11 protein-coding genes are annotated in these 16218 nt (G+C 46.6%); 3 read left to right on the top strand and 8 right to left on the bottom strand.

Translation table 11 applies throughout. The features are described from left to right. Positions 1-718: 718 nt before the first annotated feature. Positions 719-3817, bottom strand: coding sequence for an MFS transporter (locus QUA10_RS03690; RefSeq protein ID WP_333081092.1), 3099 nt, complete (start codon positions 3815-3817; stop codon positions 719-721). Positions 3818-4216: 399 nt separating this feature from the next. Between QUA10_RS03690 and QUA10_RS03685 the strand changes: the two genes are divergently transcribed. Further along, a complete protein-coding gene (locus QUA10_RS03685) occupies positions 4217-5626 on the top strand; it encodes a 2-polyprenyl-6-methoxyphenol hydroxylase-like oxidoreductase (RefSeq protein ID WP_333081093.1) in 1410 nt (469 codons plus the stop codon). A 363-nt stretch (positions 5627-5989) separates the two neighbouring features. Here QUA10_RS03685 and QUA10_RS03680 read toward each other — a convergent pair whose 3' ends face one another. Continuing rightward, a complete protein-coding gene (locus QUA10_RS03680; RefSeq protein WP_333081094.1) occupies positions 5990-6871 on the bottom strand; it encodes a lysophospholipid acyltransferase family protein in 882 nt (293 codons plus the stop codon). Positions 6872-8065: 1194 nt separating this feature from the next. On the opposite strand from QUA10_RS03680, the gene QUA10_RS03675 reads away from it, so the two are divergent. Beyond that, positions 8066-8959 carry an SH3 domain-containing protein gene (locus QUA10_RS03675; RefSeq protein WP_333081095.1) on the top strand — a complete coding sequence of 298 codons (894 nt, stop codon included), beginning with the start codon at positions 8066-8068 and terminating at the stop codon, positions 8957-8959. Between the two features lie 259 nt (positions 8960-9218). On the opposite strand, the gene QUA10_RS03670 is transcribed toward QUA10_RS03675, so the two are convergent. The 6 genes from QUA10_RS03670 to groES form a co-directional block, all read right to left on the bottom strand. Continuing rightward, complete coding sequence (locus tag QUA10_RS03670; RefSeq protein ID WP_333081096.1) at positions 9219-9647, bottom strand: hypothetical protein; 429 nt, start codon at positions 9645-9647, stop codon at positions 9219-9221. Next, positions 9644-10306 (bottom strand): glutathione S-transferase family protein, encoded by a 663-nt coding sequence (locus QUA10_RS03665; RefSeq protein ID WP_333081097.1) that lies wholly within the window; start codon positions 10304-10306, stop codon positions 9644-9646. The genes QUA10_RS03670 and QUA10_RS03665 overlap by 4 nt, the downstream gene beginning before the upstream one ends. Before the next feature lie 288 nt (positions 10307-10594). Then, a complete protein-coding gene (locus tag QUA10_RS03660) occupies positions 10595-11371 on the bottom strand; it encodes a hypothetical protein (RefSeq protein WP_333081098.1) in 777 nt (258 codons plus the stop codon). A gap of 2 nt (positions 11372-11373) precedes the next feature. Continuing rightward, the gene (locus QUA10_RS03655; protein ID WP_333081099.1) at positions 11374-12612 is read right to left on the bottom strand and encodes a zinc ribbon domain-containing protein; all 1239 of its coding nucleotides are present in this window, start codon (positions 12610-12612) and stop codon (positions 11374-11376) included. A gap of 208 nt (positions 12613-12820) precedes the next feature. Beyond that, positions 12821-14461, bottom strand: coding sequence for a chaperonin GroEL (groL, locus tag QUA10_RS03650; RefSeq protein WP_333081100.1), 1641 nt, complete (start codon positions 14459-14461; stop codon positions 12821-12823). A 152-nt stretch (positions 14462-14613) separates the two neighbouring features. Further along, complete coding sequence (gene groES, locus QUA10_RS03645) at positions 14614-14925, bottom strand: co-chaperone GroES (protein ID WP_332945088.1); 312 nt, start codon at positions 14923-14925, stop codon at positions 14614-14616. 404 nt (positions 14926-15329) lie between these two features. Here groES and QUA10_RS03640 point away from each other — a divergent pair, with 404 nt between their 5' ends. After that, positions 15330-15755 carry a ferredoxin gene (locus tag QUA10_RS03640; protein WP_333081101.1) on the top strand — a complete coding sequence of 142 codons (426 nt, stop codon included), beginning with the start codon at positions 15330-15332 and terminating at the stop codon, positions 15753-15755. Positions 15756-16218: the final 463 nt, after the last annotated feature.

Below are 16218 nucleotides of genomic sequence, written 5' to 3'. Positions count from 1 at the left end.
GGTATCCGGTATGTTGCCCCCCACAGTCAGTGTAGTATTTTCACAGCTTTAGTTCCATATTATTTACAACCTATGACCTACAAGTTATAACCTGACGATCGGCATCTTCAACATAAACCGCCGATCGAACTCAAAACAATTCGCGTTTGATACTGACGCAGCCAGGGAGGTGGGCGGTTGGGAGAACAGACGTGCTGGGTGGAGAACCCTCTCTATTATTGTACCTAAAAAATATTGAGGAGAGAGGGAACTGGCCCGCTAAGTTTGCTTTGCCAAAAGGTTTTCACTCCAATAACTGTTTTGATTTTTGTCATTCTTCAGTAATCCTTGCAACAGTTGTAGAATCTGCCTCAAAGCAAATCCAGCCTGCAAGCCTGAACCCCGTTCAAAAATTGTGATAGGAGAGGCAATGAATATCCAGCGACTTTTTATTTATTACATCTGCACATAAAATATACAACAATCAATAAAATCTGCTTTTTACTTTTATATTTTAAATTAATCAAAACTGCTAATTAAAATGTATAGATTCACCGTTGGCACCAGCCTCAAAAAACGGGTAGGAACTGGTTTACCATAACATTATTCAACCGTACTAACAAATTAATAAAAACCCGTTCCCACTCCCCGATCAAATCCTTTACTAACATTAGTGCCTGATGTCAGTATAAACTCACATCAGGCACTATATGCAATCCGATCGCAACTTGAGTTTTTTTTATCGGATGACGGCTAAAGCACCGGCGCCGGCTGCTGCTGCCGCCGAAGTAAGAGCGGTGAAAAACAGCCACCAAGAGGCAACTTCTGCTGCCTTCCTGGTTTCTTCGGCTTGTTTTTCAGCTTGCACTTTGATGCTTTCGAGGCGAAGCTGCGCCTCTTGCTGCAAGCGTTCTGCTCTTTGCAAGACGCTGTTGCGGCTTCTTTCAATTTGGTCGATCAAGCGGTTGGCATCTGCTTCGGAAATGTCCTCGCGAGAACTCATTAGTGCTACTAAAGTATCGCGGTTGAAATGACCCAGCCGATCCCGCAAAGCATCAAATCCGGCTTGCGGATCGTCAAATAACTTCCGCACATCCCGCGTAATGCCTTCGTAATTTAGTTCTGGGCGATCGAGCGAATTGAGGTAATCCCGAATTTTTCCGAGAACCCCGTCAATTACCGACTGAATACCCTCCTGTATTTTCTGAATTTGCATTGCGAACTCATCGCGCACCGACAAAATTCCATCCACAATGCGATTGGCTTCTGCTTCAGAAATATCCGGCCGCTGAGACAGCAGAGAAACAACTGTAGCTCGATCAATGTGTGACAAGCGCTCGCCCAAACTGTAAGCGCCGACTTTCGGGTCATGCAGCAGCAGTTGCAAGTCGCGCTTGATGGCTTCGGGATTTAATTCATCCTTGCCCGTATTACGCAAATAATCTTCTAAAACGCTCTGAAAATCCTGCACTTGGCTTTGCATCCGCTTTGCCAAACGGCGCGGCGCTTTCACAATCGAGCCAAGGGTTTCCTGCACTTGGTCGATAATTTGATTGACTTGTTCCTCGCTCAAATCTTGTCTCTGAGAAAGCAGTTTTACCAAAGTATCGCGATCGACTTGAGACAGACGGCCACGCAGCGCTAAAGCTCCTTCTTTGGGATTTTGCAGCAGTTTTGTCAAATCCCGCTGAATCCCTTCAGGATTGAGTTCGGATTTGCCCGTATTGCGGAGGTAATCTGCAAGGGCGGTTGTTGTATGGTCGTACTGATCCTTAGCTTTTTCGGCCAACTTTTGCGGCGCATGCACCGCGCTGTGCCAATTTTCTTCGGCGCTGTCGAGAAGGTGATTTACTTGGTCTTCGCTGAGGTCTTTCCGCTGAGATAGCAATTTTACCAAAGTTTCGCGATCGAACTTAGAAGCTCTAGCTCTCAGCGCCCACATTCCCGCTTCCGGGTTGTCCAGCAGCGTTTTCAAATCGCGCTTGATGCCTTCGGGATTAAGTTCTTCTTTGCCCGTAGACTTCAAGTATTCTTGTACTCTTTGCCACTGGTTGTCTAGTCGGGCTTGCGCTGCTTCTTGCAGACCTTTAGCATCTGCTAAAACTACATCTCGCGTCCTTTCCAACTCTTGAACAATCTGTTCTACTTCCTGGAATCCGAAGTTTTCGCGGCCTCGGAGAATTTGCACAAAACTGTCGCGGGTGTAAGGAGAAAGCCGATCGCGCAACTGTTCGTAACTAGCGTCGGAATCCTCTAAGATTTTTTTGAAATCGCTCCCGATACCTGCTGCTGTCAGTTCTTCTTTCGGCGTCAGCTTCAAATAAGTTTCCAACCGCCACTGCAAATCGCGAGATTTTTCTTGCTCCTCGGCAAAGATCACGGTTTGTAAAACGCGCTGTCTAATTGCTTCTAATTCCTGGGAAATTTCTTTAATTTTGTCTTGGGTAAAAACGCCTCTACTAGCCAGGATTTCGGCAAAATTAGACTGTTTTAGTTTTTCTAATTCGCGGCGCACAGTTCCAGGATCGGCTGTAGGATCGTAGAGAACGTCCCGAAATTCGCGCTCGATAGCTTGGGGGTTCATCTGCCACGAATAAGTGTTGAGTAGGTAGTTTTCTACGTCCGCACGAATTGGGCTGTAAGTTACGGGTTCGCCTTTGACTTGAGCGGTAATTTTATCAGTTTGCTGGGTAACTTTCTCTTTAGCTTCTTTGAGCTGACCGACTACTTTTTCCACATCCAAGTCAGAAATATCCGTGCGACCCAATACTATTCCCATTAAAGCATTGACTGCCATTGTCGTTGCTTGGGACATCATGGTCGGGCTTTGTCCAGAATTTTGACCGCCCAGATTGCTGAGGGCTTTTTCTACCCTACTTGCCAATTTATCTGAGACCAAATCTCCCGATTTGGCAGATTTGAGATAGTCTACTAATTGGGCGATGCCGTCTGATTGCTGCCCTTGTTTTCCTACTTGTTTCCAAGCATCTTGAAGTTGGTCTACAATCCGGTTTACGTCGCGTTTTGATAAGTCAGATCGCGAACTTACTAAATCTACAAGAGTTTGCCGATCGAGATTCGGCAAATTTTCGGCTGCAATCGTTTTTAGTTGCGGATCATTAAGCAATTTTTCAAACTCGCTACGCATCCCTTTGATGTCTAATTCTGGCGGTTTGAGGCTTTGGATGTAGTCTTCGACGTTTTCGCGCAAGCTTGTGGGGTCGATAGCGCTACCCAGTTCATGACCCACTGCTGCTGCTGCTGCTTTGGCTGTGGCGACTACTTGGTTGCTGGCTGCTTTGGCGCCGATGGCCGAGGCTGCGGTGCCGACAATGGCTTGAAAGCCTGATGTCGCGGTGTTGACGAGGGAACCGATCAACTGACCAACCGTGGTGGAACTCACCCAGACGAGCATTGAGAAATAGGTTGCCCAGACGACTAAACCGACGATCGCACCTAAACCGGGGCTGCTAATCAAGCTCAGCTTAACTGCTAGCAAGCAAGCAAAGAATAGGGCAACGGTGACGGTGATTAGCGTCCAAGTACCTACCTTTCGGCCGATGTGGCGGACTGGGGGGCTGCCACTATCCGAGTGGTGGCCGTCGTCGTGGGATTGTCCCATATACGAAAGGCCCGCGGCTACTGATAAATTTGTTAGCAATAGTTGGAAAGCGCAGGCGAGTACAACTCCAGCTATCAAGGCGATAAAAAATTGCGGCCCGGAATAGAGGAGTGCTGCGTCTTCTGCTGTGTTTGTAGTAGTCTGCTCTACTGGCACTTGAGCCAGCCAGAACCCGATGTTATACAGTTGTGGATTTATTGGCAAATTTTGATACATAGTATATTCCTCGTTAAGGAGTGGGTGCGCGTGCTCATTGGCGCCAGTTAACTAATGTATAGTTTTAGACTCATGCCCCCAATGGCAATCATCGCCTTATTGTCGAGCTAAAGCATCCCCCTACAGTCGGAAGTGTAGAAATATGTCTGCGGCAGGCTGTCACTTTAGGAATATTTGTGCTATGTAAATTGGCAGTTGTGAAGTTGTTAGTTCTCAGTTATGAGTAAGGTGCGCTGCGGCGCCTCCGAGATAGATGCTAGTAATGGTAAGTCGGGTTAAAACTATCGCACAGGAAAATCTTTGGTCGATCGATATTAAGAGTCGGCACAGAAGCCCAGACAAGTTGCTCACAATTCATCAACCAATGCCATAGCAAATTAGCTTTCAAGGAATTCGATAGTGCAGCGAGAAAGTCATGCAATTATTATTGGCGGCAGTTTAGCAGGACTGTTTGCTTCTAGAGTATTAGCAAAACACTTCGACCGAGTAAGTATTGTTGAACGAGATTTTTTTCCAGAAAAACCCGCACCTCGCCCCGGGATTCCTCAATCTCGTCATCTTCACATCCTTTTAAATCGGGGGAAAATCATCCTAGAACAGTTGTTTCCCGGCTTGGAAAACGAACTGGTAGCTGCTGGTGCTCCTAGTTTAGATCCCAGGTCGATCGGGTGGTTTAGTCCGGCGGGTTGGGCCCCACAATTTAGCCCGGATCTCAATGATGTAATTATTTTCAGTCGGGATTTACTGGATTGGCAAATTCGCCGCCGCTTGGCTGAAAATACGAACGTGCATTTCCTCGAAGGAGGCACCGTAACGGGGTTTCTGGCGAATGCCTCGCGCGCGAAGATTGCTGGCATATCGGTGCGTTTTCGCGATCGTCACAACCCTGGTAACATCCATGCAGAGAATTTGTATGCAGATTTAGTAGTTGATGCTGGTGGCAAAGTTTCCAAAACACCTGAATGGTTGAAAAGTTTGGGCTGGGAACCTCCGCAAGAAACCGTTATCAATGCTTTTGTTGGCTATGCCAGCCGCATCTATAAATGCAGCGGTAAATTGTCAGACACTGCGCCAGTATTTGTGTCAACCGCACCGCCATTTCGCACCCGTGGCGGTGCAATTTTCCCGATCGAAGGCAATCGCTGGCTGGTGAGTGTCGCCGGGGGCGATCGCGATTATCCCCCCACAGACGAAGCAGGTTTTGTAGAATTTGCGCGCAGTCTGCCAACCCTGACAATTTATCATGCGATTAAAGACGCAGAAGCCATCACACCTATTTATAGTTATCGAGGTACAGAAAATCGTTTGCGACACTACGATCGCCTCTTTCGCTATCCTGAAAATTTGGCAGTTATCGGTCATGCAGTTTGCGCTTTCAACCCAGTTTATGGCCAGGGAATGACCGTTGCTGCACTGGATGCTCAGATGCTAGATAAATGTTTGCAAAAGCAAAGAGAGCGGCATCCAGAAGGCAATTTAACAGGCTTTGGGCGACAATTTCAACAAAAACTAGCAAAATTACACACTATTCCTTGGACGTTTGCCATCAGTCAGGATTCCCGCTATCTGGGAAGTACAGGTGCAAAACTAAACCTTGCTACGCGGCTGACAATTGATTACATGGATCTAGTGTTAAAAGTGCTGGTCCCAGATGCTAAAGTTTGTCAAGCATTTTTGGAAGTTCTGCACATGATTGAGTCGCCGGCTGTACTTTTTCATCCCAGTATTGCGCTGAAGGCGATCGGGCAATTACTCACGGTTCGACAGAAGGCAAAATTAAGATCAAGAGTTTATACAGAATCAGGTTAGTTTTGCCAAGTCTATTTTTTCACCGCCGAGTAAGAAAGATAAACGTAGATGAAATCCTCTTCATCTGCGTTGATTTAACTTGATATGATGTCCGCTACAACCTGCATGATAAAAAGTATCACTTTGGCGATTGCGGTTTTCGGGTATTTCACGTAATTAAGATGGGTAAAATCCGATTTATTACCGCAATTGTCGGTTGTTGAAATAAATCATTAGATTTATTTCAACAACTGTTTGCAGTCACGACTTGCCCACAAGAGTCAAGGAACCAGTTTTTTTACCCATATCCCTCGCGACTCACGCTATTTTGTCGTAAAAAAAATCTGTTTCTACTGCAAAGAATAATCTCGACTTGTGCAATTGTTACTTGCCAGCCAAACAATCTAATTGTTCTTGCATTTGGGCGGTAACTCGCTCGAAACAAGCATCAACATAATCGCGATCGCGCGCCGCCTCCGAACCATACCTCTCAAATACAATCGGTTCGCACACGCGAGTCCGAATTTGCACGGGTAAAGGCAGGTTTGGTAAAGGCCCAATACTCAATCCCCAAGGCAATCCCAAATACACGGGCAATACCACCGGATCGATGCCAAATAGCCACGGCATTCCCAATTCATGCAATTGCTTTGCTTGTTCGTACAAATCTGCCAAAACTATCAAAGTATCGTGAGCACCGTGCGATATAATTGGTACAATTGGTACTTCTTCTCGCAATGCTAATTTGATAAATCCCTTGCGTCCGGCAAAGTAGATTTGATCGCGCAAGTGGTGGGGGCGGAAAACATCTTGAGCGCCGCCCGGATAGACGAGAACTGGGGCATTTTTCCGCAAAGCTGCGATCGCCATTTTCGGATGCGCCTTGAGGGCTCCACACTGAACCGCCATGCTAGCAACATCAGGAGAAACTTGCCAAACCGTTGGGTGCATCAATCCGTATGCCAAGCGTTCAGTTCCGTACCTGCGGAACCATTCGTATAGGAACATAAACATATCTGGAGCGGCAAGTCCCCCGTTGTGAGAACCAACCACGAGCATTTTTCCGCTGGCGGGTACGTGGTGCCAGCCGTCGCTTTGTACGCGAAAGTAGTAGCGGTACAGCCATTCCCAGAGTGGCAACAAAAGCTGAATGAAGTCGGGATTGCGATCGTCTAAAGATAGACCGTCAAAGGGATATTTAGAGGATTTGCCGTCTTTTTTGTTAGTAGTTTTTGTCACTGCAAAAATATTTAACGCTTTGGTCATTATATAGTAGAAGGAAGAAGCTTTAACTCTCGAATAGAGAAGGCTTTAGTTATTTGGGACAGAAGGAATAAGGGAGGAGATTAGTTGGGCTTTTCCTCTCCTTGTGAGTGTGCTAATCCCGATCGCCCTCAAAAAAAACAATTCCTATCATTAATATGATCCCATTCCGAAGGAATCTACCGCATTAGTTTTAGCAAGTAAAAACCTCATAAACATGGAGCGCGGTTGCTATAGCAATATAATTAAATCAGAATTGGCGCAAATATTTGGTTTCTGATGTGAGCGGGCTGCTTTTGTTCGGAGGTTTTGTGCTGGTTGTCTCCACAGGAACAAAACCGTTTGCAAACCGCTACAGCAACTGTCGCTGATGGCGGGGCGACTTTAGCCAGAAAAACACAACTGTGCCTCAAGCCGATAAGTTTCCGTTTTGGAAGATTTTATCAAATTGACGCCAGCCCTCGGGTCAATGCTAGCGATTGGTGCTGTTTACCACAATTTTAAGTAAGGTACGATCGACAATGGAGTTATGTCAGCGAGATCGAAGAACTGTATCCGGCTTCCGACACCCCACTGCGACGATGGGGTCGATCGCACCAATCGCCTGTCAATCGATTTTAGATTTTAGATTTTAGAGGCGATCCCACGGATAAATGCGGGGGCTTGAGGAATTTCGATTTTCGATTTGGGATTGATTCCACGGATAAATCCGGGGGCTTGCACCATCAAGAAATTCTTGGTCAATCTGAATCTTGGAGCATCTCCAGCAGAATCGCGCTCTCGAAGCTGCCAAGAATTCACCTGAAATGTAGCCCCATATTACTCAACTGCAACAACAGGCAGCTAAATGGTTTAACGAACACCTGACAAGATATTGGCGGACAACACATGACTTTGATTCCTAGTAAACTGTCCCGTCTTTAAACAGTTAACTGTTGACTTTCCCCCTCTGCCATTCCCCGACTCGGACACTCTGGCCTTCTCCCCCTATCCCGCTGTGCCATAATGAGCCATTTATAGGCGTAGCAGCTTTATGTCTCTTCGCTCAACTCACCAAACATTAAATAATATCAATAAAACTTGACTTGCGGTCATAAAAAAGTTATATAAAGCTTTTTTGTGGAAGACAAATCGATTTTTTTGCTATATTGACCTGCAATTAAGATAATTATTGTGGTTAAGTGAGGATTTGAACGGATGAAAAACTTGAATTGCTGGAATAAACCCGCTGCATTGCTGGGCGCGATCGCGATCGTAGCCGGAAGTTTGCAGGCGAATGCCATCGGTGTTGCCGCCCCATCAACATCCACTGTCAGTCAAGATGCTGAAAATATTTCCTTTGAAGATAGCGCCACGTTTCAAATAGCCCAGGCTGGCAACCTTTGCCGCAAAGTCACTCCCAAAGAAGGTTTGACGGTTCGTCAGAACCCAGACCCCAAATCCCCTAGAGTTGGCGGGGTAGCACTTAACACACAGGTAACGCTGTCCCAAGGTGCTACTTCTGTTAAAGCCTCCGACGGTCGCCTCTGGATTCAGATTACCGCTCCCGTCACAGGGTATGTGGCTAGTGGGTATCCCAACGACGAAAGTAATTTAGGTTCGTGCACAATTAGTCAAACTCCTTCCCCAAGTCCCGCACCAGCGCCAGCACCAGCGCCTGCACCAGCACCAGCACCAGCACCGGCGCCAGCACCAGCACCAGCACCAGCGCCAGCACCAGCACCAGCACCAGCGCCTGCACCAGCACCTGCACCAGCGCCAGCGCCCGCACCAGCGCCCGCACCAGCGCCCGCACCAGCGCCCGCACCAGCGCCCGCACCAGCACCAGCCCCAGCACCAGCCCCAGCAGTGGGCCCTGTAAGTCTGTGTCGCCAAGTAGAACCTCGCGTAGCGCCGAAGGGTCTAGTTATCCGCGCGGAGCCTTCAAAGACTTCTGCTGTTAAAGGCAGCGTAGCGGCTAACGGTCAAGTAACGCTTGTTCCCAATTTCCAATTAGTGAAAGATAAGAATGGAGAAGAGCGCAATTGGCTTGAGATTTCAGGCCCTGTGCCCGGATTCATCTCGGCTGGAAATTTGATCATGTGCAAGTAAACTTCTGAGTTTGATCGCTCTTTTTGACTAAAAGAGCGATCGACACCGAAAATAGTTTTAAGATTGTGGCGCAACCCGGGAACAACGCAGAGCCCAGATTGCTTCCAGGACTTACCCAGGAATAACTTATTTCTGTCGGGAGTCAGCGGTAGCGAATCTTTCTGGACCTCTGTTTTTCCTCGGTTGCGTCAAGTCCTAGCTTCGTTTTTCGCAACGCACGCGGGGTGAATGAATTTAAGCAAAAAGCCGATCGACCTTTCTACTGACAGCGCCCGCTTGCCCAATTTTGGTGTCCGCGATTTCGTTGACACTTGGATTGTCGGCCAATCCAGACAATTTCCCACTTATTTTCCGTGAGTCTGAGTTCGATGCGGTGTCGCATTCCGGCCACAGAATCGTCAGCTAAACCGATGACAGTATGCACAATTACTGCTGTTTCTCGCGTGGGATATTCAACCGAAATTTGGTCGCTTTTTCTGCCTTCAGATTCTTGGTCACTGCTAAAGAGTTTTACTGCGATAGCTTTGGGGTTGGAGACGGTAATTTTGCGATCGCCCAGGAACTGTTTGACGTTAATTGGTTCGTAGTTTGATCGGGCGGCGGGCTGCCCCATTGCTGCGATGGGAATTTGGATGCAGGCAAAAACAGCTAGGAAAAAGAGCGATCGCTTGACAATTGGTTGGTTCATGAGGCTTCAGATTGTGCGAGAAACTTTTGTCTCCGAGATGCGAAAGCCGCCAAATCTGCCTCGGTGAATTGAGTTTGCTGCCATGAAGGGCGGGCAACCAGTCGATCGCACCAAGCTTGAATTTTAGGATAGCCGTCTAGGGACACATCAACCCAAGATAGCAAGGGCACGACGGTGCCGGCAACGCACTCGGCAAAGGTAACAGTGTTGCTAGCGAAAAAAGGGCGATCGTCCAACAAACCTTCAAAGAATTTCAACACAGTATCGACTTTTTCCTTAGCCTTTGCGATTTCCTGCGGTTGGGGAGTTCCCCATCCCATCTTTTCACTGCTGAGGGGGTAAAGTGCCGGCGCAAGTTCGTTAACCGTGACCAATTCTACCATTTTCACAACTGCCAAATCTTGCGGATCTTTCGGCAGCATTGCCGGTTCTGGATACTTCGCTTCTAGATAGTCAAGAATTGCTAAAGACTCGACGACAGTGAAGTCATCATCGACCAAAACAGGGATGCGGTGAAAAGGATTCATGGCGACAAACTCAGGTTGCAAGTGATCGCCGTCCAAGTGGATTTCTACTAATTCAAAGTCGAGGTTTTTTTCTAAGAGGGCGATCCACACGCGGCGGGAGTTGGCGGAAATGGGAGTATGGTAAAGTTTCATAACAGTAAAATATCCGATGGTGAGTGAACGTAACCCTTTCATCTTGTCTCAGTTAAAACTCTAGCTGGTAAGCTGTTGTGCATTTATTTTGTATGTTGAGGGCGGGCAGGATGCCCACCCCACAAGAGGAAAAATTTATTTTACTATGCAATTTAAATGCGGATTAGCTTAAGCCCGGTACAACACATTTAACTTTTTCAATAAAGATTAATTAATTTTTTGTGGTATTCGATTTGCTCGCCTGCCACAATCAGCGATTGCTGAAACTTGAATTCCCTCAGTAAAATTTCAAACTAGCAGTTCCATTGAAATATTTTTCTCCGTGTATACAATTCCCTTGGGCAGAAGCGTACAAAATCCATTATCGTAATGTACGAGAGCTTCACTATCTAACTTAGATAGAATGTTTTTCTTAAATAAGGATGGATTTGAATACTTTGTCCATTCTATTAGTTTTGTATCTCTCACCTTTTCAGGATTTTTGTAGTACAAGATAGCCAGCGTTTTGCCTCGATGATCTAAATTCGTATTTTGCACGCGAACAAAACCGTTAATGTCAGCTATGATTGGTAGACGGACTTGATTAATGGTGGCAACAATTTTCGTTGCACTATCCATAGAACAATTGTAATAAATACGAAGAATTTCCGTCAAAATCCAGTCTGCATTTTGAGAGATAAACAAAGAATCAGAGTAATTAGGACTAACATCACCTCCAACATGAGCAACATCCCTACGATTGCGTACATCAAGCATAATTCTTACAAGACGAGGAATAAAAAACCGCATAGAGTCATGCAATGCAGTATTCCGTTCAACACCCCTTATAATATTATCGCTATTTCCTAAAGACGTTCCGAACGGTGTATGGGGTGGATTGTCCAAATGCTGTATAAGGCGCAGCACACACTCAGCAAACCGTCCACCATTAAGTTCACTAGGTCGAAACTTGCGAAGGGCAAAATGCTGCTTAATATCTTGATACTCATCAAGAAGGTGTGTCACAATTTCGTTCGGCAGCGGCGGTGACAACGCTGCAATGACTTGATTTTTAGCTATACTCATCGCTAGTTACCTGTTTCGTCTTCTGTTTCATTGTCCGATTCAAGGGGGTCGCCAGCTATCCAACTTTCAACTGTTTGCTTTCCTTCTGACGTGAGGTAGTATTGATCGCCAGTTGACCTAAAATATTTCGTATTTTTGGAACTTCTCATAGCACGACTGAATGCCTGTGCTGATACTGATATTGTCTCAAATTTTTGTTTGAAGAAGTAGTATGCGTCATTGCACCGTACAGCTTTAGCGTTCCCCAATTGGTCAATAATAATCCACAAAGAAATCATCGCATAGTCGCGTGCCTTCGTAATGTCACATACTTTAAGTTTGCCAATTTCTACATCTTGTAGCACCCATTCGTTCAACTTATCCTTATCCTCATTACTAAATCGTTGTCTTTTCGTACCTGAACTCGGGCTTCGAGTCCAATACTCAAAGCCTGCATCAACGTTCTCATCTTTCATCATGCCGATAATGCGCTTAACCTCTTTGTCTCCATCATGGTTTAGTTTGTAGCCACTTCCTATCTCACTTAAACATTTCCGCGTATGTTCATCTACATACTTGGGGAAGTTGGTGGGGTCAAGAACGCTTGCCTTTTTAGCAGCCGTCTTAAAGTGATCTTTCGACGGAACAGGCTTCCTAAAATAGCGATAGTAAGCATCGGCATAGAGCAGAATAAAATATCTTTGCTGGTCAGCCCGTGTCTTACCTTTGAAGTCTTTTACCGTAGCTATCAGAAACTCGCCATCCACTTCAAAGTAAGGTGATCGCTCGTCATTTCCCGTTTGAGTATCCTCAACCTCATCAGCAGCATTTGCTGGTAGTTGCGGAAGCTCTTGGCTTTCAGTAAATATCTCATTAGTAGATACCGTTTTTCGTGCAGGAATATTATAACTTTTTTGGCTCGCTGCCTCGTACAATTTCTGCGATGGTCGTGGCATCATTTCTGCTCCAATAAATGGAGCAAGCTCACTCACAGCATGATCTGTTACACTCAATTCGATGTGTTCTTCATAGTTTTTACCATTCTGCTTGACATCCCGAACATACTTATTTAGTTGCGTTGAAGACTCATTAGTTGTAACAGTAAGGACCTGACCACAGGCAAAGCAAAATGCTTTATCAGGAACCAACATTTTGTTACAATTCGGGTCAATACACTTTATCTGCCGATCGCAAGCAGTACAAAAGTTGTATTCAGACGATGTTTCTGCACTACAATAAGGACAAGTAACTGTAGATGACATAACTTATTTTTCTTAAGCTTGTATTACACTGTAGCATATTTATATGTCGATACAATATTAAATTTATATTTAATTTTAAATTTTAAATTTTAGTTTTTTATGAGGTAGATTGACAATAAAAAATTAGGAGCAACTATTGCTCCTGTAGAATTAGGGAATTACCGTTTGATGGGGGGGACCCTAAAGCCCGCCCCATCAAACTATCGACTTAGTAATCGAAGTCGCCGCCGCCCATGCCGCCGCCAGCGCCAGCAGCAGCGCCATCCTTCGGTTCAGGCTTGTCAACGACGATGCACTCGGTTGTCAGCACCATACCAGCAATAGATGCGGCATTTTGCAGAGCAGAACGAGTCACCTTCGCAGGGTCAACGATACCAGCTTCAAACATATCGACAAACTCATTTGTCGCTGCGTTGAAACCAACGTTGAACGGCTTTTCTTTGACGCGCTCAGCAATCACAGCGCCATTCAAACCAGCATTTTCAGCAATCCGCTTCAGAGGAGCAGCCAGAGCCCGTGCCACAATCAAAGCACCCGTCAATTCTTCGCCCTTCAGGCTGCTGTTAGCCCACTCTTCTAATTGAGGAGTCAGGTGAGCCAAAGTTGTACCGCCGCCAGGAACAATTCCTTCTTCGACAGCAGCTTTGGTTGCGTTGATCGCATCTTCAAGACGCAGTTTGCGATCCTTCATTTCTGTTTCGGTAGCCGCGCCGACTTTGATGACTGCGACGCCACCAGCCAATTTGGCCAAACGTTCTTGCAGCTTTTCTTTGTCGTAGGAAGACTCGGTTTCGTCCATTTGACGGCGAATTTGTTCGCAGCGAGATTTGACTGCGACTTCGTTACCTTCGGCAACAATTGTGGTGCTGTCTTTGGTGATGGTGACGCGGCGAGCTTTGCCGATTACTTCCAGCTTGGTGTTTTCCAGTTTCAAACCGGCATCTTCGGTGATCAGTTGACCGCCGGTCAATACGGCGATATCTTCTAACATGGCTTTGCGTCGATCGCCAAAACCAGGTGCTTTAACAGCAGTCACGTTCAACACACCGCGCAGTTTGTTGACAACGAGGGTAGCTAAAGCTTCTTTCTCAATGTCTTCTGCAATGATCAACAGCGGGCGGCCGGAACGGGCTACTTGTTCGAGCACTGGTACTAAGTCTTGTACCAAGCCGATTTTCTTGTCTGTCAGCAAGATGAAGGGTTCTTCGAGAATCGCTTCCATCCGTTCGGTGTCGGTGACAAAGTAGGGAGAAATGTAGCCTTTGTCGAAGCGCATCCCTTCGGTGATTTCCAATTCGGTGGTCATAGACTTCCCTTCTTCCAGGGAAATCACGCCTTCCTTGCCCACCTTGTCCATTGCGTTGGCAATCATTTGGCCGACTTCATCGTCGTTACCAGCAGAGATGGAGCCGACTTGAGCGATGGCTTTGGAATCTTCTACTTGTTTGGCGTGTTCGGCAATTTTTTCCACCAAAAACGTGGTTGCTTTGTCAACACCGCGCTTGAGGGCGATCGCATTTGCGCCGGCTGCTACGTTACGCAGACCTTCTTTGACCATGGCATGAGCCAAAACGGTAGCTGTTGTGGTACCGTCGCCTGCCGCGTCGTTGGTTTTGGAAGCTGCTTGACGGATCAGGGCAACGCCTGTATTTTCTACGTGGTCTTCTAGTTCGATTTCTTTGGCGATGGTAACACCGTCATTGACGATTTGAGGAGCTCCGAATTTCTTTTCGAGAACCACGTTACGGCCTTTGGGGCCGAGGGTTACAGCCACTGCTTCGGCCAAAATGTCCATACCGCGTTCGAGGGCGCGACGTGCATTTTCGTTGTAGATGATACGCTTAGCCATAGTTTTTGGGGATGAGAGGATTTGAGATTTTGGATCGGGGATGATGGATTTTAGTCATTTGTCCCGTGTCATTAGTTGTTTGGCGGCGTTCGCTTTAAACTAATGACTGATGACTAAGGACTAAGGACTAAGGACTGATGACTAATGATTAATTAGTTAACGATCGCCAGAATGTCTTTTTCTGCAAGCAAGACGTATTCGTCTGTGCCGAGTTTGATGTCGGTGCCGGCGTACTTCGAGTAGAGAACTTTGTCGCCGACTTTGACTTCCATTTCAATGCGGGTGCCGTCGTCATTGCGCTTGCCGGGGCCCACGGCCGCGACTTCGCCTACTTGGGGCTTTTCCTTAGCTGTGTCGGGCAGAAGGATGCCGCCGGCGGTTTTTTCTTCGCTAGCGCTTACTTTTACGAACACGCGCTCGCCTAACGGTTTAACGGTAGAAACACTCAGTGATACTGCTGCCATAAATAAATCTCCAGATTACAGATTGTCGTCAGTCGTCAGGGGTCACGATGAAAGCAACAGCGGACTACTTACAACTGACATATTAGCACTCTCGACTCCTGAGTGCTAATTTAGCTTTAGTCAGGGGCGATCGCAACTTAGTTGTCAGTACGGGTTCCCGAACCGAGCATGAGTTGAAGGGAAGGAGAGGGGGGAGTGCAGGGCTGTTTCATTCTCCAAAAAACGAGGATTTTGTAGGGGTAGTGCCCCCGTGTTTACCCTCCCCACCGACGATTTTTCGGTTATTTCATAGGTAGGGGCAGCCACGGGGGGTAGCCCCTACAAGAGAATGAAACCGCCCTGGGAGTGGAGGCTGTGGTGATGACTTTAGACCGCTAACCAATTACTTTTGAGTGATGAATAAAATGACAGAAAATAACCAGGAGTATTGCAGCCAAGGCTTGAACGCTTGCGTCCAAAGCCTGGGAATCGCTCAAATCGAGCGGCATATTTTTATCTGTGCCGACCAAACCGTGCCCAAGTGCTGCGATCGGCAAACCAGTCTGGAGGCGTGGAATTACTTAAAAAAACGCTTGCAAGAATTGGGGTTGGACAAGCCAAGTGCCACTCGACCAACCTGCGTTTTTCGCACCAAAGCCAATTGCCTGCGAGTGTGCGCGTCTGGCCCGATTATGGTAGTCTATCCAGACGGAGTGTGGTATCGCGACGTTACTCCACCCGTCATTGAGAGAATTATTCAGGAACATCTCCTAAACTCAAAGGTCGTTCAAGAATACGCTTTCTTGACTCATCCTTTGCCAGTGCCTGCTGAGGCGGAGCAAAACGTCTAATTATAGCGCTGTTAAAGTACATGGGTATAATTAAAGGTTAAATTTAAGGTTAATGGTGAGAATTTGAGACAGTTTGGCTTGCGGGCGATCGCACCTGCTACAGCTCCATAAAACTGTAGTTAGGTTCTTGTCTTCCCTGTGTGGCTTCCCGTGTTCCTGGTGTTTCTCAAAAGGTACACCAAAAAAATCGATCGGAGGAACTGTGAAATTTTGTGCAAAAATTTCTCAGTGGCAGACACTCAGGAGGTTGCCAAACTACACTAGAAACAGTTAAATACGTAAGTAGGGAGTCTGCTTAAATTTCTCTATATCAGAAGTATCATTTAAAACCGGGGCATTAACCTGAAATTGAACCGATCGAGATTAAATATTTAACTTGCGCTCTGTTAGGCAATCTCCAATCAATCAAGGCCGATCTTGACAGGGCGATCGTCCATTACTGGTTTTGGCTGCGTTCCAGGTC

It is taken from the genome of Microcoleus sp. Pol8_D6 (assembly GCF_036700965.1).
Classification (GTDB): Bacteria; Cyanobacteriota; Cyanobacteriia; order Cyanobacteriales; family Microcoleaceae; genus Microcoleus.
This window is presented reverse-complemented; position numbering and strand designations above follow the sequence as displayed.

Excerpts from the sequence above, each read along its gene's own strand:
- QUA10_RS03690 (WP_333081092.1), bottom strand. The coding sequence starts at position 3,817 with ATGTATCAAAATTTGCCAATAAATCCACAACTGTATAACATCGGGTTC.
- QUA10_RS03680 (WP_333081094.1), bottom strand. The coding sequence starts at position 6,871 with ATGACCAAAGCGTTAAATATTTTTGCAGTGACAAAAACTACTAACAAA.
- QUA10_RS03675 (WP_333081095.1), top strand. The coding sequence starts at position 8,066 with ATGAAAAACTTGAATTGCTGGAATAAACCCGCTGCATTGCTGGGCGCG.
- QUA10_RS03670 (WP_333081096.1), bottom strand. The coding sequence starts at position 9,647 with ATGAACCAACCAATTGTCAAGCGATCGCTCTTTTTCCTAGCTGTTTTT.
- QUA10_RS03665 (WP_333081097.1), bottom strand. The coding sequence starts at position 10,306 with ATGAAACTTTACCATACTCCCATTTCCGCCAACTCCCGCCGCGTGTGG.
- QUA10_RS03660 (WP_333081098.1), bottom strand. The coding sequence starts at position 11,371 with ATGAGTATAGCTAAAAATCAAGTCATTGCAGCGTTGTCACCGCCGCTG.
- QUA10_RS03655 (WP_333081099.1), bottom strand. The coding sequence starts at position 12,612 with ATGTCATCTACAGTTACTTGTCCTTATTGTAGTGCAGAAACATCGTCT.
- groL (WP_333081100.1), bottom strand. The coding sequence starts at position 14,461 with ATGGCTAAGCGTATCATCTACAACGAAAATGCACGTCGCGCCCTCGAA.
- groES (WP_332945088.1), bottom strand. The coding sequence starts at position 14,925 with ATGGCAGCAGTATCACTGAGTGTTTCTACCGTTAAACCGTTAGGCGAG.
- QUA10_RS03640 (WP_333081101.1), top strand. The coding sequence starts at position 15,330 with ATGACAGAAAATAACCAGGAGTATTGCAGCCAAGGCTTGAACGCTTGC.